Origin of the sequence: Pseudoduganella sp. UC29_71 (assembly GCF_042693265.1) — a bacterium.
In the GTDB taxonomy this organism is placed as follows: domain Bacteria; phylum Pseudomonadota; class Gammaproteobacteria; order Burkholderiales; family Burkholderiaceae_D; genus Rugamonas.
The window spans coordinates 3,021,041-3,043,818 of the sequence record NZ_CP170549.1; the positions used below are offsets into that span (position 1 = coordinate 3,021,041).

At 70.8% G+C, this 22,778-nt stretch carries 19 protein-coding genes; 16 read left to right on the forward strand and 3 right to left on the reverse strand.

Features of this window, described 5'->3' with window-relative positions:
- Positions 1-224: 224 nt before the first annotated feature.
- The 12 genes from ACFJI2_RS13255 to ACFJI2_RS13310 are packed head-to-tail and all read left to right on the forward strand — an operon-like array spanning position 225 to position 15,264.
- Positions 225-1,313, forward strand: a complete 1,089-nt coding sequence (locus ACFJI2_RS13255; protein ID WP_377705437.1) for a polysaccharide biosynthesis/export family protein — start codon at positions 225-227, stop codon at positions 1,311-1,313.
- Positions 1,314-1,322: 9 nt separating this feature from the next.
- Positions 1,323-3,560 carry a GNVR domain-containing protein gene (locus ACFJI2_RS13260; RefSeq protein ID WP_377705438.1) on the forward strand — a complete coding sequence of 746 codons (2,238 nt, stop codon included), beginning with the start codon at positions 1,323-1,325 and terminating at the stop codon, positions 3,558-3,560.
- A 30-nt stretch (positions 3,561-3,590) separates the two neighbouring features.
- A complete protein-coding gene (locus tag ACFJI2_RS13265) occupies positions 3,591-4,733 on the forward strand; it encodes a GNAT family N-acetyltransferase (protein WP_377705440.1) in 1,143 nt (380 codons plus the stop codon).
- Positions 4,733-6,364: an FAD-dependent oxidoreductase gene (locus ACFJI2_RS13270; protein ID WP_377705441.1), complete on the forward strand. Its 1,632-nt coding sequence runs from the start codon at positions 4,733-4,735 to the stop codon at positions 6,362-6,364. The genes ACFJI2_RS13265 and ACFJI2_RS13270 overlap by 1 nt, the downstream gene beginning before the upstream one ends.
- A 30-nt stretch (positions 6,365-6,394) precedes the next feature.
- Positions 6,395-7,507: a GDP-mannose 4,6-dehydratase gene (gene gmd, locus ACFJI2_RS13275; RefSeq protein WP_377705442.1), complete on the forward strand. Its 1,113-nt coding sequence runs from the start codon at positions 6,395-6,397 to the stop codon at positions 7,505-7,507.
- 2 nt (positions 7,508-7,509) lie between these two features.
- A complete protein-coding gene (locus tag ACFJI2_RS13280) occupies positions 7,510-8,796 on the forward strand; it encodes a hypothetical protein (RefSeq protein ID WP_377705444.1) in 1,287 nt (428 codons plus the stop codon).
- Positions 8,780-9,709, forward strand: a complete 930-nt coding sequence (locus ACFJI2_RS13285) for a glycosyltransferase family 2 protein (protein WP_377705445.1) — start codon at positions 8,780-8,782, stop codon at positions 9,707-9,709. The genes ACFJI2_RS13280 and ACFJI2_RS13285 overlap by 17 nt, the downstream gene beginning before the upstream one ends.
- Positions 9,690-10,973, forward strand: a complete 1,284-nt coding sequence (locus ACFJI2_RS13290) for an O-antigen ligase family protein (protein WP_377705446.1) — start codon at positions 9,690-9,692, stop codon at positions 10,971-10,973. The genes ACFJI2_RS13285 and ACFJI2_RS13290 overlap by 20 nt, the downstream gene beginning before the upstream one ends.
- Entirely contained in the window at positions 10,970-13,015 is a 2,046-nt protein-coding gene (locus tag ACFJI2_RS13295) for an acyltransferase family protein (RefSeq protein WP_377705447.1), read from the forward strand. Before ACFJI2_RS13290 ends, ACFJI2_RS13295 begins: the two co-directional genes overlap by 4 nt.
- A gap of 11 nt (positions 13,016-13,026) precedes the next feature.
- A complete protein-coding gene (locus tag ACFJI2_RS13300) occupies positions 13,027-14,229 on the forward strand; it encodes a glycosyltransferase family 4 protein (RefSeq protein WP_107979550.1) in 1,203 nt (400 codons plus the stop codon).
- Entirely contained in the window at positions 14,222-14,986 is a 765-nt protein-coding gene (locus ACFJI2_RS13305) for a WecB/TagA/CpsF family glycosyltransferase (RefSeq protein WP_377705448.1), read from the forward strand. Before ACFJI2_RS13300 ends, ACFJI2_RS13305 begins: the two co-directional genes overlap by 8 nt.
- The gene (locus ACFJI2_RS13310; protein WP_377705449.1) at positions 14,983-15,264 is read left to right on the forward strand and encodes a hypothetical protein; all 282 of its coding nucleotides are present in this window, start codon (positions 14,983-14,985) and stop codon (positions 15,262-15,264) included. The genes ACFJI2_RS13305 and ACFJI2_RS13310 overlap by 4 nt, the downstream gene beginning before the upstream one ends.
- A gap of 11 nt (positions 15,265-15,275) precedes the next feature.
- Here ACFJI2_RS13310 and ACFJI2_RS13315 read toward each other — a convergent pair whose 3' ends face one another.
- The 3 genes from ACFJI2_RS13315 to ACFJI2_RS13325 all read right to left on the reverse strand — a co-directional run bounded on the left by ACFJI2_RS13315 (position 15,276) and on the right by ACFJI2_RS13325 (position 19,316).
- Positions 15,276-16,850 carry a hypothetical protein gene (locus ACFJI2_RS13315; protein ID WP_377705450.1) on the reverse strand — a complete coding sequence of 525 codons (1,575 nt, stop codon included), beginning with the start codon at positions 16,848-16,850 and terminating at the stop codon, positions 15,276-15,278.
- A gap of 313 nt (positions 16,851-17,163) precedes the next feature.
- Positions 17,164-17,907, reverse strand: a complete 744-nt coding sequence (locus tag ACFJI2_RS13320) for a polysaccharide deacetylase family protein (protein ID WP_377705451.1) — start codon at positions 17,905-17,907, stop codon at positions 17,164-17,166.
- A complete protein-coding gene (locus ACFJI2_RS13325; protein WP_377705452.1) occupies positions 17,904-19,316 on the reverse strand; it encodes a UDP-glucose dehydrogenase family protein in 1,413 nt (470 codons plus the stop codon). The genes ACFJI2_RS13320 and ACFJI2_RS13325 overlap by 4 nt, the downstream gene beginning before the upstream one ends.
- Before the next feature lie 374 nt (positions 19,317-19,690).
- Here ACFJI2_RS13325 and ACFJI2_RS13330 point away from each other — a divergent pair, with 374 nt between their 5' ends.
- From ACFJI2_RS13330 to ACFJI2_RS13345, 4 genes are all read left to right on the forward strand, one after another.
- Positions 19,691-20,485: a helix-turn-helix domain-containing protein gene (locus ACFJI2_RS13330; RefSeq protein WP_377705453.1), complete on the forward strand. Its 795-nt coding sequence runs from the start codon at positions 19,691-19,693 to the stop codon at positions 20,483-20,485.
- 14 nt (positions 20,486-20,499) lie between these two features.
- Complete coding sequence (locus ACFJI2_RS13335; RefSeq protein WP_377705454.1) at positions 20,500-20,853, forward strand: hypothetical protein; 354 nt, start codon at positions 20,500-20,502, stop codon at positions 20,851-20,853.
- Between the two features lie 205 nt (positions 20,854-21,058).
- On the forward strand, positions 21,059-21,970 hold the full coding sequence (locus tag ACFJI2_RS13340; protein ID WP_377705455.1) for a diguanylate cyclase domain-containing protein: 912 nt from the start codon (positions 21,059-21,061) through the stop codon (positions 21,968-21,970).
- Positions 21,971-22,057: 87 nt separating this feature from the next.
- Positions 22,058-22,774, forward strand: coding sequence for a helix-turn-helix domain-containing protein (locus ACFJI2_RS13345; RefSeq protein WP_377705456.1), 717 nt, complete (start codon positions 22,058-22,060; stop codon positions 22,772-22,774).
- Positions 22,775-22,778 lie beyond the last annotated feature (4 nt).

Sequence of the window (22,778 nt, forward strand, 5' to 3'; positions counted from 1 at the left end):
CCGCCACTCCATTGAACCCGTTTGGCGCGCGGCGGTCTTGACTACCGTCACTTCCGTGCCCGCGCCGCGCGCCGCCCCCATCCCGTCAAGCGCCGGCGTGACGACTATCAAGCGGCGCCGGGCAAGCGGTCCCTACACTGCATGCAGATGCCCCGCCACGAAGCGGGCACGCCACTATTGCCGAGGAGTCCCGATGCCATCACCCCCCCCCGCTGCGGCGCGCGTTGCGCCGGCTCTGGCCGCTGGCCGCCGTGCTGTGCGCGGCCTGCACCGCCAGCCTGCCCAGCATGGAAGGCGTGCAGCACGCGCCGGCCGGCGCCACCGCGGTGGCGCCCATCCTGATCACGCCGCAGTTGCTGGCCGAGCAGGACGCGGCGCGCCGCCGCCAGCTGCAGGACCTGAGCGTGTTCGCCGGCCCCGCCGCCCCTTACGCGATCGGGCCGGGCGACCTGCTGTCGATCACCGTGTGGGGCCACCCCGAGCTGGCGGCGGCCCAGTTGCCCACCCCGGCGCCGCAGCTGAGCCCGAACGAGCAGGCCGCCGCGGCCGCCGTGCCGGGCTTCCTGGTGGGGCCGGACGGCCGTCTGCAGTTCCCCTTTGCCGGCGCGCTGCACGTGGCCGGCCTGAGCGAGCAGAAGGCCGGCGAGCTGCTGGCGGCCAAGCTGGCGCGCGTGCTCAACCAGCCGTCGGTGACGCTGCGCGTGCTGGCCTTCCGCAGCCAGCGCATCTATGTGGACGGCGAAGTCAAGGCGCCCGGCCTGCAGCCGCTGGACAACCAGCCCATGCACCTGGTCGAGGCCCTGAACCGCGCCGGCGGCATGCTGCCCAGCGCCGACCAGAGCCGCATCACCATCGTGCGCGCCGGCATCAGCTATCCGGTCAACCTGCCGGCCCTGATACGGCACGGCGGCGATCCCACCGCCATCGTGCTGCGGCACGGCGACCTGGTGCGGGTGGCCTCGGGCGAGGAAGGCAAGGTGTTCCTGACCGGGGAAGTGACCACCCCCAAGGCAGTGATGATGCACAGCGGGCGCCTGACGCTGAACGAGGCGCTGGGCGAGGCCGGCGGCGTCAGTCCGGTCAGTGGCGACGCGCGCCAGATCTACGTGGTGCGGCGGGTGGGCGACGAGTCCCAGGTGTTCCGCCTGGACGCGCGCCAGCCCGGCGCGCTGGCCATCGCCGAGCACTTCGAGCTGAGCGCGCGCGACACCGTGTTTGTCGCGCCCAACGGGCTGACCAGCTGGAACCGCACGCTGAGCCTGCTGATCCCGGGTTCGCTGCCGGCCGCGGTCGGCACCGGCACCGGACGCTAGGGGGGGGCCATGCGCAGCCACGAACCCAACCTGCCGGCGCTGGCGCCGCGCCACGCGCCGCCGCTGCAGCCCGCGCCCCCGCCGCCGCGCCACGACGCCGAGGTGGAGCTGTCGATCTACGCGCGCATGCTGGCCGAGAGCCGCTGGCACATCCTCGGCATCACGCTGGCCTGCCTGCTGGCCAGCCTGCTCTACCTGGCGCTGGCGCAGCCGGTCTACGAGGCCAGCCTGCTGGTGCACGTGGAGGAGGACAAGCCCAACAACGCCAAGAGCATGATAGGCGAGATCTCCTCGCTGTTCGAGGTCAAGGCGGCGGCCATCTCGGAGATGGAGCTGATCAAGTCGCGCATGGTGATCGGCAAGTCGGTGGACCGGCTCGGCCTGTATATCGACGCCCAGCCGGAATACCTGCCGCTGGTGGGACGGCTGATCGCCTCGCAGCGCAGCGGCCTGTCCGAGCCCGGCCTGTTCGGCTACGGCGGCTATGTGTGGGGCGCCGAGAAGATCAGCATCGACGAGCTGTACGCGCCCGAGCCGCTGCAGGACGCCGAATTCATGCTTACGGTGCTGGACGGCGGCCAGTTCCTGCTCACGCAGCGCAGCTACCGGCTGGCCATGCGGGGCCAGGTCGGGCCGCGCCAGGTGTTCACCCTGCCGCAGGGCAAGCTGACGGTGCGCGTGGCCTCGATCGCGGCGCGGCCCGGCGCCCGCTTCCGGGTGCGCTACCTGCCCAAGCTGGCCGCCATCGAGCGGGTGCAAAAGGCCATGACGGTGGCCGAGATCGGCAAGCAGTCCGGCCTGATCGGCGTCACGCTGGAGGGCAGCGACGCGCAGCAGGTGTTCCAGGTGCTCAGCGAGATCGGCAGCGAATATGTGCACCAGAACGTCACGCGCAAGCTGGAGGAGGCGGAAAAATCGCTGGACTTCCTCGACAAGCAGCTGCCCGACATCCAGCAGCGCCTGGAGCGCTCGGAAGCCGAGTACTACCGCTACCGCAACAGCAGCGGCACCATCGACCTGGGCGAGGAAGCCAAGATCAGCCTGCAGCAGGCCGCCGCCGCCCGCGCGCGGCGCCTGGAACTGCTGCAGAAGCGGCAGGAGATGCTGGTCGGCTTCACCCCCGGCCACCCGCTGGTGCGCGCGCTGGACCAGCAGCTGGCCGCCACCAGCGCCGAGATCGCGCGCGCCGACGGCCATGTGCGCGGCCTGCCGCTGATGGAACGCGAGCTGCTGCGCCTGAACCGCGAAATGAAGCTGAACAGCGACCTGTACAGCACGCTGCTGAACTCGGCCCAGCAGCTGCGCCTGGTCAAGGCGGGCAAGGTCAGCAACGTGCGCCTGGTGGACCCGCCCATGCAGCCGCAAAAGCCGGCCCGGCCCGAGCGCGGCAAGGTGATCGGCCTGGCGCTGGCCGCCGGCCTGGCCATCGGGCTGGGCTACGCCTGCCTGCGCCGCGTGCTGCACCAGGGCATCGACACGGCGGCCCAGCTCGAACGTCTGCTGGGCCAGCGCGTGGTGTACGCCAGCGTGCCGCACAGCATGGCCGAGCAGGAGCTGGACCGGCGCGGCGCGCGCCTGCTGGCCTGCGCAGCGCCGGCCGACGCCGCCATCGAACACCTGCGCGGGCTGCGCACCGCGCTGCACAGCGCCCAGCCGCACCTGCGCAACAGCGTCGTGCAGATCAGCGCGCCGCATGCCGGCCTGGGCCAGTCCTTCATCACCGCCAACCTGGCCGCCCTGCTCGCGCTGAGCGGCAAGCGGGTGCTGCTGGTGGACGCCGACCTGCGCGCCGGCCGGCTGCACCGGCGCTTCGGGCGCGAGCGCTGCAGCGGCCTGACCGAGGCCCTGGCCGGCAATGTGCCGCCGGCGCGGCTGATCGTGCCGGCCGGGCCGGAGCGGCTGGACTTGCTGTGCACCGGCGCGCTGCCGCCCAATCCGGCCGAATTCCTGCTGCACCCGGGCTTTGCCGCCCTGCTGCAGAACATGGCGCGCGAGTACGACTGGGTGCTGGTGGACACGCCGCCGCTGCTGGCCGTGTCGGACGCGCTGGCCAGCGCCGCGCTGGCCGGCGCCGTGTTCCTGCTGGCCGGCGCCGGCCAGACCACCGAGGCCGACATCAACGAAGCGCTCAAGCGCCTGCAGCAAGGCGGCGCCTCCGCCCAGGGCATCGTCTTCAACGACAGCCGCGCGCGCCCGGCCGCGGTGGCGGCGCGCCCGGGCTGGCGCTTGCTGCGCGCCCGCCCGTGACCCAAAGACCGCCATAGACCCAGGAGCCCCATGCCTATTGCGACCCACACTACCCTGCCCGCCGGCGCGCCGCCCGCGCAGCCGTTCGGCGCCGCGCGCCACGTCAGCTGCCAGCGCGGCGCGGCCGGCATCGGCCCCGCGCTGGCCCGCCTGTACGGCAATCTGTACGCCTCGCTGCCGCATTTCGCGCTGGACCACGACCTGGCCAGCTGCTACGCCTACGCCGTGCACCAGGACAGCCGCCTGCGCGTGCTGCTGGTGTTCGTGCTGCAGGACCGGCAGGCGCAGGTGCTCAACGAGGTGGTCGCGCTTGACGGCGCCGAGCTGGACGCCTTTGCCGACTATGTGTTCCGCCACTTCCCGGCCATCCAGGCGGTCAGCCTGCGCGCGGTGCAGGTGGCGCGCTGGCCGGCGCGCCACCTGTGCCAGCACTACAACTACCTGGAGGACACGGTGATCGCGCTGCCAACGTCGGAGGCCGACTACCACGCCTGCCTGGGCAAGAATTCGCGCCGCAACCTGCGGCGCTACCACAGCGCCCTCATGCAGGACCACCCGGACGCGGTATTCGAGCTGACCGCGCCGGACGACAGCGAAGCGGTGCACGCCATCGTGGCCCTGAACCGCGCGCGCATGGCCGGCAAGCACAAGCAGTCGGCGCTGGACGCCGAGGAGGCGCGCCGCATCGCCCTGCTGGCGCGCGAGGGGGCCGTGATCGGCGTGGTGCGGATCGGCGGGCGCATCTGCGCCGGCGGCGTGGCCTGCACCGTCGGCGGCAACTACTTCCTGCTGGTGCTGGCGCACGATCCGGCCTATGACGAGTACAGCCTGGGCTTCTGGTGCTGCTACCGCACCATCGCCGCCTGCATCGAGCGCGGCGCCGGCGAATTCCACTTCCTGTGGGGCCGCTACTACTACAAGCGCGCCCTGCTCGGCCAGGAACGCGACCTGGACCGGGTGCTGCTGTACCGCTCGCCCTGGGCCATGCTGCGCCAGGCGCCGCTGGCGCTGGCCGCGTGGCGCCACAGCCTGCGCCGCCGCGCCATGCTGTGGCTGCACCGCCACAAGGAAGCGCCCGGCCCGCTGGCGCGGCGCCTGCTGGCGGCCCAGGCCACGCTGCGGCGCTGGCGCCACGCGCTGCGCCCCCTGCCCCCTACCACCCCGGAGGACTGATGCTGATCGATACCCGCACCCTGGACCAGGACAGCCTGCTCGACACCACCGTCTGCATCATCGGCGGCGGCGTGGCCGGCATCACGCTGGCGCTGGAAATGGAAGCCATGGGCATCCCGGCCTGCCTGCTCGAAAGCGGCGGCCTGGGACCGGACGACGCCAACCGCGACCTGTACCGCGGCGAGGACGTCGGCCTGCCCTACCGCTTCGCCGACGGCTGCCGCAGCCGCTACCTGGGCGGCAGCTCCAACTGCTGGGGCGGCTGGTGCCGCCCGCTCGATCCCTGGGACTTCCAGCGCCGCGACTGGGTGCCGTACAGCGGCTGGCCGTTCGGCGCCGAGGAACTGGCGCCCTATTACCGGCGCGCGCAAAGCGTGCTGCAGCTGGGGCCGGACAACTTCTCGCCGGCCTACTGGGAAGCGCGCATCGGCCGGCCCGACGTGCGCCGCCTGCCGCTGCCCAGCGGGCGCGTGCGCGACACGCTGTCCCAGTTCAGCCCGCCGGTCCGCTTCGGCAAGGCCTACCGCGCCGACCTGGCGCGCGCGCGCCACGTGCGCGTATGCCTGCACGCCAACGCCGTCAACCTGGCCACCGACGCCGGCGCGCGCCAGGTGCGCCAGGTGGACGTGGCCACGCTGAGCGGGCGCCGCCTGGCGGTGCGCGCGCGCTGCTACATCCTGGCCTGCGGCGGCATCGAGAACGCGCGCCTGCTGCTGGCCTCGAACCGCGTGGCGCCGGCCGGCCTGGGCAACGGCGCCGGCGTGGTCGGGCGCTACTTCATGGACCACCCGCGCCTGCAGCGCGCCAGCGTGCATTTCGCGGCCGGCTGGCAGCGCAACAAGCTGTTCGACATCAAATACCATTACCTGAACCGGGCCGTGGCGGCGCGCGGCGTGCACGTGGCGGCGCAGTTGGCGCTGAGCGAGGACACCCAGGCGCGCGAGCGGCTGCTCAACGCGCGCGTCTGGTTCAATTCCGAATTCCCGGGCGAGGGCTCGGCCGCCGCCGCCGCGCTGTACCGCTGCAAGCAGGCCGCGCTGCACAAGGAGCAGCCCGGCTGGCGCCTGGGCGCCGACCTGGCCACCATGGCGGCCCATCCGCTCGACACGCTGGGCTACGGCCTGACGCGGCTGTACCACCCGCGCAGCCTGGTGCGCCGCGTGCGCATGCAGGCCATCGTCGAGCCCGAGCCGGACCCGGACAGCCGCGTCACCCTCTCGCCCACCGAGCGCGACGCGCTGGGCATGCCGCGCGTGCGCGTGGACTGGCGCCTCGGCCCGCGCGTGCAGCGCACCTTCGACCGCACGCTGGCCATCGTGGCCGAGGAACTGCGCCTGGGCGGGGTCGCCACCGTGACCCTCGATCCGCCGCTCGAGGGCGGGCCGTGGCCGGCCGAGCTCGAGCGCGAAGGCACCTGGCACCACATGGGCACCACGCGCATGCACGCCAATCCCGCCTTCGGCGTGGTCGACCGCGACTGCCGCGTGCACGGCATGGGCAATCTGTACCTGGCCGGCAGTTCGGTATTCCCCACCGCCGGCGCCAATTTCCCCACCATCACGCTGACTGCGCTGGCGCTGCGGCTGGCGCGCCACGTGGGCGCCGCGCTGCGCACCGAGGCGGCCGCCTGACCTATTTTCCCACCCGACCGGAGTTATCGCATGAACCTGTCTTCCCCGCCCACGCCCCGCCCCGCCGGCCTGACCGCCCTGATCACCGGGGTCACCGGCCAGGACGGCGCCTACCTGGCCGAACTGCTGCTTGAGAAGGGCTACCGGGTGCACGGCCTGCGCCGCCGCAGCTCGCTGCCCAACACCGGCCGCATCGCGCACCTGCTAAACGACGGCGGCCTGACCCTGCACGACGGCGACCTGACCGACGCCAGCTCGCTGCAGCGGGTGGTGGCCGCGCTGCGCCCGGACGAGGTGTACAACCTGGCCGCGCAAAGCGACGTCGCGGTGTCGTTCGCCGAGGCCGAGTACACGGCCAACGCCGACGCGCTCGGCCCGCTGCGCCTGCTCGAAGCGATCCGCACCCAGGGCCTGGCCGCACACACGCGCTACTACCAGGCGTCGACCTCGGAACTGTTCGGCCAGGTGCGCCAGGTGCCGCAAAGCGAACGCACGCCGTTCGTGCCGCGCAGCCCGTACGCGGCGGCCAAGCTGTACGCCTACTGGATCACCGTCAACTACCGCGAAGCCTACGGCATGTACGCCTGCAATGGCATCCTGTTCAACCACGAATCGCCGCGCCGCGGCGAGCAGTTCGTCACGCGCAAGATCACGCTGGGCCTGGCGCGCGCCGCCTGCGGCCTGCAAAGCCATATCGCGCTGGGCAACCTGGACGCGCTGCGCGACTGGGGCCACGCGCGCGAATACGTGCAGATGCAGTGGCTGATGCTGCAGCAGGCGCGCGCCGAGGACTATGTGATCGCCAGCGGCGAGCAGCACAGCGTGCGCGCCTTTGTCGACGCGGCAGCCGCCACGCTGGGCATCGTGCTTGAATGGCGCGGCACGGGCGTGCAGGAAACGGCCACGGTGCGGGCGGTGGCGCCCGGCCACGGCGCCGAGCACTGCCGTCCCGGCCAGGTGCTGGTGCGGGTCGACCCGTCGCTGTACCGCCCGACCGAGGTCGAAACGCTGCTGGGCGACGCCGGCAAGGCGCGCCGCGAGCTGGGATGGGAGCCGCGCATCGGCTTCCAGCAGCTGGTGGCCGAAATGATGCAGGCCGACCTGGCCGCGGTGCGCGCCGGCGCCGCGCGCACCGGCAGCTAGCGGTGGCCTCCGTCGCACCGGTGCCGCGCCACGCGCAGCGCCTCGCGCTGCGCCGCCTGGGCGGCCCGCTGCTGCTCAGCCTGGGCAACCAGGCCCTCACCAGCGGCAGCAACTTCCTGCTCGGCGTCTACCTGGCGCGCAGCATGACGCTGGGCCAGTTCGGCCTGTACGGCGCCTGCTACGCGCTGTGCATGCTCTACGTCGGGGTCGGCAACGCGCTGGTGCTGACGCAGATGAACGTGACCCTGCCGGGCCGCGCGCCGGCCGAGCGGGCGCCCTACGCGGCGCGCATGCTGTGCGCGGTGCTGCTGCTGGGCGCGCTGATGCTGCTGCTGGCCGGGGCCGCCGCGCTGGCGCTGCCCTGGCTGCCGGCCGGGCCGCGCGCGCTGCTGGCGCCGCTGCCGCTGGTGGCGCTGGCCGCCGCGCTGTTCCTGGCCGCCGAATTCTTCAGCGCGCACGCCTACCTGCTGCAGCGCGAGCGCCTTGCGCTGGCGCTCAACGCGGTGGCGGTGCTGGTGGTGGCCGGCGGCCTGGCGCTGCGCGCCCGGGCGGGCCTGGCGCCCAGCACCGAGGCGGTGCTGGCGCTGTATGCGCTGGGCAACGCGGCCGGCTGCGCCCTGGCCTACGCCGGCGCGCCGCTGGCGCTGCGCCATAGCCGCACGGCGCTGGCGGCCGAGTTCGGCGCCGCCTGGCGCCATGGCCGCTGGGCACTGGGCGGCGTGGGCGTGACGTGGCTGCAGACGCAGAGCTACACCTATGTGCTGGCCGCCGTGCTGGGGCCGTCGGGCGCCGGCCTGGCCAACCTGGCGCGCCTGTTCGTGGCGCCGTTTTCCTTCCTGGTGCCGGCGGTGCAGAAGATCGCCATCCCGCGCCTGGCGGCGCTGCGCACCCAGGCGCCGCAGCGCATGCGCTCGCTGTCGTTGCTGCTCAGCGCCACGCTGGCGGGGCTGGCCCTGCTCTACAGCGCGCTGCTGCTGGCCTGCTTCGACCTGGTCGCGCCGCTGCTGGCCGGACGCAGCATGCCGGGCCTGGCGCCGCTGGCCGCGCTGTGGTGCGCCATCCTGCTGTTCCAGGTGGCGCGCAGCGGCGGCGCGCTGCTGCTGCAGCTGCAGCACCGCTTCCGCGCGCTGACCCTGCTCGGCGTGCCGAGCGCGGCGGTCACGCTGCTGGCCACCGCGCTGCTGACCGCCCTGTGCGGCCAGCAGGGCGCCCTGCTCGGCCTGCTGGCCGGCGAAATCACCCTGTTCATCCTGATCTGGAAGGAGTTGCGCCATGCCCCGCCCCCCTGACGCGGACGCCGCCATCGACGTCTGCATCGCCACCTTCCGCCGCCCCGGTCTGCTGGCCGCGCTGCTCGAGGCGCTGCCGGCCCAGGCCTGGCCCGGCCTGGTGCTGCGCCTCATCGTGGTCGACAACGACGCGCGCGCCAGCGCCTACCCGGTGGCGGCCGCGTTCCGGCTGCGCCACGCGCTGCCCCTGGTCTACCAGACTGAGCCGGTGCAGAACATCGCGCTGGCGCGCAACCGCGCGCTGGCGCTGGCGACGGCGCCCTGCATCGTCTTCATCGACGACGACGAGACCCCGGCGCCGGGCTGGCTGCGCGCACTGTACGACTGCCTGCACGCGCGCCAGGCCGACGCCGTGTTCGGCCCGGTGCACAGCGTGCTGCCGGCGCGCGCCCCGGCCTGGAGCCGGGCCAGCTTCAGCAAGCCGGCCCTGGCCACCGGCACCCCGCTGAGCTACGGCGGCGCCGGCAACGTGATGCTGCACCGGCGCGTGCTGGCCGGCGGCGGCCCCTGGTTCGACCCCGCCTTCGGCCTGACCGGCGGCGAGGACACCGACTGGTTCTACCGCCTGCACCTGGCCGGGCGGCGCCTGCTGTGGTGCGCCGAGGCGGCCGCCAGCGAACCGGTGCCGCCGGCCCGGCTGCAGCTGGGCTGGGCGCTGCGGCGCGCCTTCCGCGGCGGCCAGACCTACTACCGGGTGGTGGTGCGGCGCTACGCGCCGCTGCGCGGCGCGCTGTGGTTCGCGCTCAAGGTGCTGCAGCTGCTGGGCGCGGCGCTGGCGCTGCCGCTGCTGCTGTGCCTGCACCGCGAAGCGGCCGCCGCGCTGCTGCTGCGCGCGGCCGGCGCCGGCGGCCAGCTGGCGCGCTGCCTGGCGCGGCGCGACATGGAGGAATACCGTGCACGCGGCCCACGCTGACGCCACGGCCGGCGCGCGCCGCCTGATGGCCCTGCCCTTCCTGGTCTTCATGGCCAGCTCCGGCCTGCCCATCGCCTACAGCCTGGCGCCCACCCGCCCCATGCTGGTGGCCGACGTGGCGGAGGCGACGGCGGCGGCCGCCTCCAGCGCCAACATGCTCAGTTCGCTGGCCAACCTGCTGCTGCTGGCCACGCTGTACGGCATGGCCGGCGCGCTGCTGCTGCGCTATCCGCGCAGCGCGGCGCTGCTGCTGCGGCGCCACTGGCAGCAGCCGGCCCTGCTGCTGCTGTTGCTGGCCGGGGTGCTGTGGAGCGCCTACCCGGCCAAGGTGGCCATGAACTTCGTGCACGGCACCGGCGTGACCCTGATCGCGCTGGCCGCCGCGCTGCACTACCGCGACCGGCCGTGGACGCTGCCGCCGCAGCTGGCCATGGTGCTGGGCCTGAACATGGCGCTGCAGCTGGCCGCGGTGGCCGCCGCGCCGTCCTACGCCATCGACTGGCAGCAGCGCTGGCAGGGCCTCACGCCCCACCCCAACACCCTGGGCGCGCTGGCCTTCACCACCTTCTGGGCCAACGCCTGCGTGCTGGTGTGCCTGCCGCGCGCGCGGCGGCGCCGCTGGCACCTGCTGTTCTGCCTGCTGGCCGCCGCCGCCGCGCTGGGCGCCGACAGCGTCACCTCCAAGCTGTGCTCGGCCGTGGCGCTGCTGTTGCTGCTGCTGCTGCACTCCTGGCAGCGGCGCGCCGCCCGGCCGCGCCTGTACCTGGGCGCCGTGCTGCTCGCCGTGCTGGGCGGCGGCCTGTTCCAGCTGCTCAAGAGCGCCGTCCCGCTCGACTGGCTGTACGACCTGCTGGGCCGCGACAGCCAGCTCACCGGGCGCGCCCAGGTGTGGCAGGACGCCTACCGCGCCATCGGCGCCAAGCCCTGGCTGGGCTGGAGCTTCGACGATCATGCCGAGCTCATCAGCACTGCCGGCATGCCCTACTCCAGCTACCACAACGGCGCGCTGGACCTGGCCGTCAACGGCGGCATCGCCGCGCTGGCGCTGTTCGCGCTGCTGCTGGCCGGCTGGGCGCGCAGCTATCTGCACCCGGACCGCCAGGCGCGCGCGCTGGCGCCCTGCAGCGCGGCCTTCACGCTGGCCTACCTGATGCACAACCAGAGCGAAGCGTCGTTCTTCGCGCCGCGCGGCCAGATGTGGGTGATCTTCCTGACCTTGCTGCTGCTGGGCGCCTGCCCGCGCAGCGCGCCGGAGCGGCCATGAAGGCGGCGATGAAGGCGGCGATGCACGCGGCCACGAACGCGCCGCTTGCCTACCGCGCCGACATCGACGGCCTGCGCGCCGTGGCCGTGCTGGCGGTGCTGGCCTTCCACGCCGCGCCGGCGCTGCTGCCCGGCGGCTTTGCCGGGGTCGACCTGTTCTTCGTCATTTCCGGCTTCCTGATCACCGGGGTGCTGGCCGACGCGCTGGCGCAGGACCGCTTCAGCCTGGCCGCCTTCTACAAGGGCCGCATCACGCGCCTGCTGCCGGCCTACGGCGTGGTGTCGCTGGCCGTGCTGGCGGCGGCCAGCTACCTGCTGATCCCGAACGACTACCTGTTCTACACCACCTCGCTGGCCGCCTCGTGGGCGTTCGCGTCCAACCTGTTCTTCTCGCTGAGCAGCTGGGGCTACTTCGGCCAGCGCAGCGAGGAATTCCCGCTGCTGCACACCTGGTCTCTCGCGGTGGAGGAACAGTTCTACTTCGTGTTCCCGCTGTTGCTGCTGGTGCTGCACCGGCGCGGCTCGCGCCGCGCGCCGGCGGTGCTGGCGGCGCTGGCGCTGGCCGGGCTGGCCTGGTCCGAGTGGCGCACCGGGCCGGTGGCCAGCTATTTCCTGCTCAGCTGCCGCGCCCACGAGCTGCTGATGGGCGCACTGGCGGCCTACGCGGTGCGCTGGCGCCGCCCGGCCAGCCCGGCCGCAGCCGCGCAGCTGGCCGCGGCCGGCGCCGTGCTGGCGCTGGGCGCGCTGGCCCTGCTGCGGCGCGAGCTGCCCTATCCCGGCCTGAACACGCTGGCGCCCTGCCTGGGCGCGGCGCTGCTGCTGTACGCCGGCAGCCGCCCCAACCCGCTCAGCGCCCTGCTGGGCCGGCGCTGGCTGGCCGCCATCGGCCGCCTGTCGTACTCGCTCTACCTGTGGCACTGGCCGGTGCTGTCGCTGCTGCGCTACCGCTACGGCGCGCTGGACGCGCCGGCCACCGCCGCCGCGCTGCTGCTGGTGTTCGTGCTGGCCTGGCTGACCTGGCGCCATGTCGAGCAGCCGCTGCACCGGCGCGGCACGCTGGGCCTGCGCGCCGCCGCCGCGCGCTACTACGCCGCGCCGGCCGCCGCCTGCCTGGCGCTGGGCCTGTACTCCTACAGCAGCGAAGGCGTGCCGCAGCGCTTCGATCCGGCCGCGCGCGAACTGCTGGCCAGCTACTCCTTCGAGCGCGACCTGGCCGGCGCCTGCGCCATCAAGTCCGGCGCCTACCAGGGCGTGACCCTGGACTACCTGGCGCGGCGCTGCGTGGCCGGCGACCCGCGCGCGCCCGGCGCGGCGCTGCTGCTGTTCGGCGACTCGCACGCCAACCACTTCAAGCCCTTCCTGGAACAGCTGGCGCGCGACGGCGGCATGCAGCTGGCCTATTTCGTCGAGGGCGCCTGCTCGTCCATCGACCTGTACCAGGGGCAGCCGGGCGGCGCCACGCCCTGCCAGCGCCGCAACGCCGACCTGCTGGCCATGGCGCCGCACTTCCGCTACGTGGCGCTGGCCAGCCGCTGGCAATACCTGGGCCGCGAGGCGGACTTCGCGCGCGCGCTGGAACCGGCGCTGCGCCAGATCGAGCGCGCCGGCGCGGTGCCGGTGCTGCTCAAGGACACGCCCACGGTGGCGCCGGACCTGCCGCGCTGCGTGCTGCAGCGCCAGCGCGGCTGGCTGCCGGCTGCGCGCAACTGCAATATGCCGCGCCGCCTGGTCGAGGCCGAGCAAGGCTCGATGGACCGCGTGATCGACGCGCTACGCACGGCCCACCCGACCCTGATCGTCATCGATCCCAAGCGCGTCATGTGCGGTCCGGACGAGTGCCTGACGTCGATCGGGCGCACCGCGCTGTACAAGGACGACAACCACATCAACCTGGCGGCGGCGCGCCTGCTTGGCCAGCGCTACCTGGCGCTGGCCGGCAATCCGCTGCGCGCGCCGGCATGGCCGCCGTCATCCGGCCGCGTGAGCGCAGTCAACGCGGCCGCGCGCCAGCAGGGTGAAATAGAGCGTATCCCACCACCGTGAAGGACGCCGCCATGAACGTAGAACCCACGCAGCAGCCGCTGCGCATCCTGCAGGTCCACAACCGCTACCGCGAGCGCGGCGGCGAGGACGTGGTGGCCGAGGCCGAGGCCAGGCTGCTGCGCGCGGCCGGCCACACGGTCGAGGTCTACCAGCGCGACAGCGCCGAACTGGGACAGGCGCCGATGGCGGCCGCCTTCACGGCGTTCTGGTCGCCGCGCGCGGTGCGCGACATCGAGCGCCTGTGCGACGCCGCCCGCCCCGACGTGATCCACCTGCACAACACCTTTCCGCTGATCTCGCCCGCGCCGCACTGGCTGGGCGCGCGCCGCCGCATCCCGGTGGTGCAGACGCTGCACAATTTCCGGCTGCTGTGCCCCCAGGCCATGCTGCTGCGCGACGGCCAGGTGTGCCGCGACTGCGTCGGCCGTGCGCCGTGGCGCGCCGTCACGCGCGCCTGCTACCACGGTTCGGTGCTGCAGTCGGGGGCGGCGGCGGCGGCGCTGGCCACCCACCGCCTGCTTGGCAGCTACCGGCGGCCCGGCACCCGCTTCATTGCGCTGAGCCACTTCAGCCGCGCGCAATTCATCGCCGGCGGGCTGCCGGCCATGCGCATCGACGTCAAGCCCAACTTCGTCGAGCCCGGCCCGGCGCCGGCCTGGCGCGGGCGCGCCGGCGGCCTGTTCGTCGGCCGCCTGGCCGAGGAAAAAGGCGTGGAGGTGCTGTGCGCGGCGGTGCAGCGCCTGCCGCGCGGCGCCGGCGGACTGCGCGTGCGCCTGGTGGGCGACGGCCCGCTGGCCGGCGCGCTGGCGCCCACCTTCGGCGCCGACTGCCTGGGCCGGCGCAGCCCCGCCGAGGTGCGCGCGCTGCTGCGCGGCAGCAGCTTCCTGGTCGCGCCCAGCACCTGCCTGGAGACCTTCGGGCTGGCCGCCGTCGAAGCCTTCGCGTGCGGCGTGCCCGTCATCGCCAGCGCGCACGGCGGCCTGGGCGAACTGGTCGAGCACGGCGAGACCGGCCTGCTGGTGCGCCCCGGCGACGCGTCCGACCTGGCCGCCAAGCTGGCCTGGGCCTTCCACCACCCGGAACAGATGCTGGCCATGGGGCGGCGCGCCTACGCGCGCTACCTGCTGCGCTACACGCCGCAGCAAAACCTCGCCACGCTTGAAGACATCTACTACAGCGCCATGCTGGCCAACCTGGGACTGAACTATGCCTGAGCAACGTCAAACCGTACTGGGCGCGCGCATCAGCGTGCTCGGCTGGGAGCAAGCTGTCGCGCAGCTGCTCGACTGGGGCGCGCAGCGCGCCCCGCGCTATGTCTGCCTGTGCAACGCGCATTCGGTGGTGTGCAGCACGCGCGACGCCCGCTTCCGCAACATCATCAACAACGCCGACCTGGCCACCGCCGACGGCGCCCCGGTGGCGTGGGCGGTCAGCCACTTCGCGCGCACGCGCCAGCCGCGCATCAACGGCCCGGACCTGATGTGGCGCTACCTGGCGGCGGCCGAGCGGCACAGCCAGAGCGTGTTCCTGTACGGCAGCACGCCGCACACGCTGGCACGGCTGCGCGAAGCCATCGCCGCCGCCTTCCCTGCCTTGCGCATCGCCGGCGCGCTGTCGCCGCCGTTCGGCCAGCACAGCGCGCAGCAGGACCGGGCCGACGTGGACTGCATCAACGCCTCGGGCGCCAACCTGGTGTTTGTCGGCCTGGGCTGTCCGAAGCAGGAGTACTGGATGGCGTCCCACTGCGGCCGCGTGGCCGCCCCGCTGGTGGGGGTGGGCGCCGCCTTCGACTACCATGCGGGCACGCTGCGCCGCGCGCCGCTGTGGTGGCAGCACAACGGGCTGGAATGGCTGTACCGGCTGGGGGCCGAGCCGCGCCGGCTGGCGCGGCGCTACCTGGTGACCAACACGCTATTCATGGTGGGCCTGGCGCGCCAGCTGCTGCGCGGGCGCCGCGCCGGGCCGTCATGACACCGCCGCCCGGACCGCAGTTCGATCCGAACGCCTTGTTCGATCATCTGCTGCAGCTGCTGGAATTGAAGAATGATGCGGCGCTGTCGCGCCTGCTGGAAGTGGAAGCGCCGACCATCAGCAAGATCCGCCACGGGAAGCTGAAGGTCAGCGCAGGCATGCTGTTGCGCATGCACGAGGTGAGCCAGTTGAGTATCACCGAGCTGCGGCGCCTGATGGGGGACAGGCGCCGCAGCTTTCGGCCCGGCAAAAAGCGCCGCGGCGGGCGCGGGCGCTAGCCGGATGCGCCTTACAGCCCGGCGCGCAGCGGGTGCGGGTAGGTGTACGGCGTGTAGCCTGGCTTGGCGCTCAGGAAGTAATCGCGGTTCAGGCCCAGCGAGGCAGGACAGGTGTTGTCGATGCCGTTGCTGGTGTAGCCGTTCTGCGGATTGGCCGTGTTATTCCAGATATACACCGAACGGCTCTGGTCCGGTCCCGGGTAGGTGCCGCAGCCGAAACCTTCGACCATCAATTCCACCGAGCGGCTGACCGTGGCCGGCACCGTGTTATTGAAGATCACACCGTCGCCGCCGCGGATGCCGATGGCCGTGCGCTGCAAGCCACCGCTGATGCTGGTGGTATAGGTGTTGTTGTAGATTTCAAAGCTGCGCGAACCGCGCGGCGACGAGGAACGGCCATGCGCGTCGGTCATCGCATAATCCTTGGCCGCGTCGGTGCCATTCACCTTGTTGTAACGGAACACATACACCGAGCCGTTATTGGAGGCGATATTGTGGCGGTTGCCCGAGAAATAGTTATCCTCGACAAACACCGCATTGGCCGAGCCCAGGCTCAGCGCCGGCCAAGCGCCGCCGCCATACACCACCACACCATAGCCGAGGTTGCGCAGATCGGGGCTGTAGTTGTCGATGAAGTTGTTCTTGAAGATCACGCCGCGCTGGTTGGGCGCATCGCCGACGTACACGGCACTGAAGACGAACTTGTTGAATTTCGAGTTCGAGACCGAGAAGTCGGTACAGCCATTGAGCAGGCCCAGGCCCTTGTCCTGGATCGCACCGTTGCCGTTGCCGATCAGCGTCATGCCGGAGAACTGCGCGCGCCGTCCATTGGAGCAGTTGTAGGCCACCAGGTAGCTGGTGTTGGACACGCTGCCGACACGCCGGATGATGGTCTTGTCCTGTCCCGCGCCGCGCAGGTAGACCCCGCCCGGCACGTTGAGCTGCTGGGTGCCCCAGCTGCAATCGCCTGCGGGCACGCTGACCGTGGTACCGGCGGCGGCCGAATTCACCGCGGCCGACACCGCCGAGTAGCTGCAGCTGGCCGCCGTCACCACCGGACCGCTTGGCGCCGGGTCAGGGGTTGGCGTTGGCGTTGGCGTTGGCGTCGGCGTAGTGGTCGGCGTGCTGGTGCAGGTGTACGGGCTCCAGAAATAGGTGCTGATGGTCGGGTCCCAGCCGGGGTTGTCGTGGGTGGCGATGTAGTACTTGCCGTTGTCCGGATAGGTCACGATGTTGCCGGTCACGTAACTCTTGCCCCAGGCATAGTTCGGGAAGTTGCAGGTGGTGGCAGGCGCGGGCGCGCTGCACGCGGTGTAAGGGCTCCAGTAGTAGGTGCTGATGGTGGGATCCCAGCCGGGATTGTCGTGCGTGGCGATGTAATTCTTGCCATTCTCGGCGAAGTTGACGATGTTGCCGGTCACGTATTTGGCGCCGAACACAAACTTCGGAAATGCGCAGCTGGTGCTGCTGGTGGTGGTGGTGGCGAGCAGCGTCGGGCCGCCTTGGGCGCTGGCCTGGACTGCTGGATCTGCCCCGCCGGCGCCGCAACCGGCCAGCAGGATGCTGGTGCCGAGAGATGCCAACAATGGAATAGTCCGATATAGGGATGCTGATTTAAACAAAATTGTTACTCCTAGAAAATGACTAATAAAAATATTCAACTACCCGGATTTTTATTTTGGCCAATTCTAGGAGGCTTTCTCGCCTAAAGGCAAGAAATTTTTCACATTATGAAATTTCCATGGAATAATACTATCGCTTGAGTACGCTTGAAATATTACCCTCCAATTAATAAAAGATTATTCCAACAGGAAATTAATACTGCCTTTATTTAAAGACACAGTATTAAGGCAAATAAATAAATGGAAAGAGATTGCGCGCCGCCAGGCGGCGCCGCGATCAGCGGACCGCGGGGCCGAAACTGCGCAGCGCCAGCTCGCCGTTGTGCAGGCGCCGCGCCGGCGGCACGCGGGCGGCGGCATAGGCCAGGAAGCGCTCCAGCGCCGTCCAGGCCGCCAGGCGTTCCACGTCGGCCGAGTGCAGCCACAGGTGGAACACGCCGCCGCGCCGTTCGGCGGCGTCGAACAAGGCGTACATGCGGCGCTCCCAGTGCGGCTCGGCGGCGGCGCACAACAACAGGCCGGCGCGCCGCGCCCAGGCGCCGCCGCGCACGAAGTTGCGCAGGTAGACCGCGCGCCGATGGGGATAGAACTGGCAGGTGGTGGCCATCTCGTAGCGGTTGCTCCCGGCATCCAGGCACAGGTTCAAGGTGCTGCGCGCAAACTCGAAGCCGGCCGCGCGCACCTGCTCCACGTGCAGCTTCCGGTAACGGCCGCCGGGGTAGCAAAAGCCGGCCACGCGCCGGCCCAGCGTATCCTCCAGCACCCGCTTGCCGCGCACGATCTGGGCCGCCGCCCATTCCGGTCCCACGCGCGTCAGGAACTGGTGGTCGTGGGTGTGCGAGCCGATCTCGAAGTGCGCGGCGACCTCGCGCATGCCGGCGCCGGACAGCACCGGCCCGCCCTCCTGGTTGCGTATGGGGAAGTAGAACGTCCCTGGCAGGCCGTGCGCGCGCAGCAGGCCGGCCAGGGTCAGGTCGGCCGGATGCCCGTCGTCGGCCGAGCAGGTAAAGAGCATGCTCATGCGCCGAGGCCGCCCTGCGCCGGCAGCGCCGCTTCGGCCGCCGTCCCGCGCGCGCGCGGCGGCCGGCCGATGGCGTGGTGTTCGATGCCGGCCTCGGCCAACTGGCGCGGCTCGAACAGGTTGCGGCCGTCGAACACCACCGGCTGGCGCAGCAGGGCCTTGACCTGCTGCCAGTCGGGAGAGCGGAACTGCTTCCACTCGGTGACGATGGCCAGCGCATCGGCGCCGCGCAGCGCATTCAGCGGATCGCTGGCGTAGCGCAGACGGGCCAGCGCCTCCGGTCCCAGCGAGGGGTCCTGCTCCAGCGCGCGCCGGGCCGAGGCCTGGGCCACCGGGTCGTACACCGCCACATGCGCGTTGGCCCGCAGCAGCTGCCCGATCAGCACCAGCGCGCTGGCCTGGCGCACATCGTCCGTGTTCGGCTTGAAGGCCAGACCCCACACGGCAAACACATGGCCGCGCAAATCGCTGCCGAAGCGCGCCAGCATGCGCTGGCCCAGCATCTGCTTCTGGTCGTCGTTGATGGCCTCGACGGCGCGCAGCAAGCGCAGCGGCTGGCCCGCGTCCGTGGCCAGCCGGCCCAGGGCCCGCAAATCCTTGGGAAAGCAGGACCCCCCGTAGCCGCAGCCCGCATACAGGAAACTGTAGCCGATGCGCTTGTCGGCGCCGATGCCGCAGCGCACCGACTCGATATCGGCCCCGATCAGATCGGCCAGGTTGGCCATCTCGTTGATGAAGGAGATGCGCGTGGCCAGCATGGCGTTGGCGGCATACTTGGTCAGCTCGGCCGAACGGGTGTCCATCCACAGCGTGCGCGAGTGGTGCCGGTTCAGCGGTTCGTACAGCGCCGTCAGCAGCGCGACCGCGCGGCGGCCGGCCGCGCCGGACTCCACGCCCAGCACGATGCGGTCCGGTTGCATGAAATCGTGCACTGCCGCGCCTTCCTTCAGGAACTCCGGATTGGACACCACCGCGAAGGACAGGCTGCTGCGGCGCGCGTCCAGCTCGTCCTGCACCGCCGCGCGCACCCGTTCGGCCGTGCCGATGGGGACTGTGGATTTGGTGACGACGACCTGGAAGCGGGTCATGCGCCGGCCGATGGTGCGCGCCGCCTGCAGCACATGCTCGACGTCGGCGGCGCCGTCCTCGTCGGGCGGCGTGCCCACGGCGATGAACTGCAGCTCGGCCGCGCCGCCGTCTTCATCGGCAGCAAAGCGCAGCCGCCCGGAAGCCACGTTGGAGGTCACCAGCTCCCCCAGTCCGGGCTCGTGGATGGGCAGCCGGCCCAGTTCGAGGATGGCGAGCTTGGCAGGGTCGCGTTCCAGGCACAGTACCTCGTTGCCCAATTCGGCCAGGCAGGCCGCCGTCACCAGGCCGACGTAGCCGGCCCCGAAAACTGTGATTCTCATAATTGCCCTTTGTCTCGACAGGTCAGGCGAAGGCGGCAGCCCCCGCGCCGTCCCACAATAGCCGGGGCACCCCGGCGCCGGTTTGATAGCGCGCACCCGGCGGGCGCACCGTAATCAAAGCGGCGCGCTGACCAGCATGCTCTACTGGACCGGCCAGGCCAGCCCAGGCGCCCCGGGAGACTTTCGGTGTGCAACTTGATCTGTGGCAGAAAAAATAACAAACCTCCTGATATCTTAGCAAGGTAGTAATTCGCCTATGCAATAACTCGATCGTTCCTACAGGAATTTTGCGCGCTTTCCTATTGACAACTGCCGCAAGCATATGTCCGCGCGCCCGCCGTTTTCGCTCAACGCTGCAACCAGGAGAAAAAGCCATGCTATCCACGCCCTATCCCACGATCGGACACGGTCCCGGCCTGTCCGCCGCAGGCCTGCTGCCCCGCCCGGCGCAGAACGACGCCAGCTTCGCCGACCTGTGCATCCTGCTCGGTATTCAGCACCAGATTGTGGACTTGAGCGACGAACACCGCTTGCCGCGCGTGCGGGTGCGCAGCGGCCAGCGCATCCATCTGGCCGGCCAGACCTGCGACCGCCTGTTCGCGGTGCAATCGGGCATCTTGAAAACGTCTTCATTTGTCTATGACAAGGAGCAGGTGATGGGTTTTCCCATGCGCGGCGACTTGCTGGGGATAGACGGCATGCTGAACCGGCGCTACCCGCAGGAGCTGGTGGCGCTGACCAATGCCACGGTCATAGAGATACCGCTGGAAACGCTGAGCCGGCTGGGCCGGGTGCACTGCGAATTTGCCGCCGCCATGTGCGGTGTCATCAGCCACAACCTGGCGCGCGACCAGGCGCTGCTCAGCATGCGCTCCGGCCTCAACACCCAGGCCCGGATGGCCCACTTCCTGCTCGACACCGCCGCCCGCCATGCGGCCGCCGGCTACTCGGGCAGCAGTTTCAACCTCGTCATGCAGCGCGCCGAAATCGGCAATTACCTGGGTATGGCAATGGAAACGGTGAGCCGCACGCTCAGCGAGCTGCAGGCGCTGGACATGATCAGCATCAATGGCCGCACCATACTGATACTCGATCCGGCCGCCTTGCGGGCCATACGCCGCAGCCCGCGCCGCCGGCCGCGCTGGCCGGCTGGCCGCGGCAACGCTTGAGGAGGGACCACACCATGTCGCAAGCTTTCGCGGAATTCAGCTCGGCGGTCTGGCATCTGGCCGGCCACGGAGCACAGAAGGACCGCCTCAAGCGCGCCTGCGCCCTCAGCCTGGTGCGCATGCGGCCCAACGAGGTGCCGACCGAAGTACGCCACCTGTTTGACGACTTGCGTCAGCGCCTGCGCGACGCGCCGACCCTGACCTCGGTGGCCCTGCAGCAAAACATCGAGCGGCTGGACGACCACGAAGCCAGCGAACTGATCGATGGCGTGCTGCGCATCTTCGCCACCGTGGCCCGCTACCAGCCGCCAGAGCCGCCGCCGTCCATGCTGGCGCCCTTGCGTTGCTGCAGCGGGGAGGCAAACTGAGCACGCCCTGCCGGTGGACGCACGGCCTTGATGTTTAGCAATGAAACGCATGCCCGTCCGTCAATATTATTAATTTTGCTCAAGAAGTGACTATAAACAAAGTGCTCATCCTTGCTGCTGGCAAACTTGGTTCAGTCAGATTGATCTGCCGTGGATTCCCCAGCGGCGGCGGCCTCGCCGTCCCGCGCAGCAACGGAGTGAGACGATGCTATCGAACGGAACTGTTGTTACCGAATGCCAATCGCTGCTGGCGCGCGCGCTCAGTGTCAACGCCAGTGCAGCCCTGATTGCCGGGCACGACGGCCGCCTGCAATGGGTCAACCAGGCCTTCCTGCGCCTGAGCGGTTATTCCGAGCAGGAAGCACTGGGCAAATCGCGCCAGCAACTGGGCTGGGACGCGCGCGCCGCGCGCATCCTGGAGATGGTGCGGGCGGGCAAAGCCTGGTCGGGCGAGACCGTGCTGCGCCACAAGCGCGGCGGCACGCGCTTCGTCAACGAGGTGATTACGCCGCTGAGAGACGAGCAGGGCAACATCACGTGCTTTGTGGCGCTGCAACAGGACATCACCGGCCGCCGGCGCACCGACGCCAGCCTGCGCCGCCTCGCCACCCACGACGCCATGACGGGACTGGCCAACAAGGCCACCTTCCTGCGCGAGCAGCGCGCCGCCCTGCGCCGCAGCCACGCAGACGGCCAGCTGGCGGCGACACTGTTTATCGACCTCGACCGGTTCAAGGCCGTCAACGACACCTATGGCCACCGCATGGGCGACCGGCTACTGCTGGCGGTGGCACGGCGGCTCAAGGCGGCAGTGCGGCAGGAGGACGTGGTGGCGCGCCTGGGAGGCGACGAGTTCGCTATGCTGCTACGCAGCATTCCCAACCCGGCGGCAGCCCTGGCACTCGCATCGGACGTGGCGCACAGTGTCAGCCGGCCTTATCATCTATGCGGTAGCCAGCTCGACATTGGCGCCAGCGTCGGCGTCGCCGTCGCGCCCTTCCCCGACGCAGACGCCGCGGTGCTGCTGGAGCTAGCAGATCAGGCCATGTACCGCGCCAAACGGCGCGGCGGCAATTGCGCCGAGCTGGCAAGCCAGCCGGTTGTTGTAAAGATGTAACTAGAATACCAGTAGTTTCAGATATACTGCAATGCAGCATATTCTTACTCAAACTACATGCTGGAGGGAGTTTTCATGGGACAGCGAATGCCGATCGGACACCGGGACGACACGGGCGCAAGCGGGTGCGCCGAATGCGCCGCGCGCAGGACGTGCCCGGCAAGCGGCGAAGACGCCGCCGCCATCGAGACGATACGCGTGCCGCGCGACGCGGCCCTGCTGCGCGCGGACCAGCTGCGCGAAGACCGCGTCTACATTGTCCGCTCCGGCGCCTTCAAGCGCGTCTCGCCCCATCCCAGCGGCGCCTTGCACGTGACGGCGTTTCACCTGGCGGGCGAGTTGCTCGGCCTAGGCGCGCCCGGCCAGCTGCGCCACGGCAGCTACACGGTCGCGCTGGAAGACAGTTCGGTATGCGCGATCACCTTCGATTCGCCGGGCGCCAGTCCGCCACGGCTGCTGCCGGCGCTGAATGACGCGCTGCAGCGCGAATGCAAGAGCAATCAATTCCTGCGCCAGCCCGGCTGCAGCCGGCGCCTGGCTTCCTTCCTGCTCGATATCGGCAAACGGCAGGCGTTGCGCGGCTATTCGGACCGCATGCTGCGCCTGGCCATGAACTGGCGGGACATCGCCAGCTATCTGCACATGGCGCCGGAGTCGCTCAGCCGCAGCCTGCTGCGCTTGAAACTGGACGGAACCTTGACCCTGCACGGCAAGCACGTCCAGCTGCGCAAGCAGTCCGTGCTGCGCGAACTGGCGCGCACGCCCGCCGTCCCGGCGCTCCCTCCGACAGCTGCGCGGCACTGAGCGC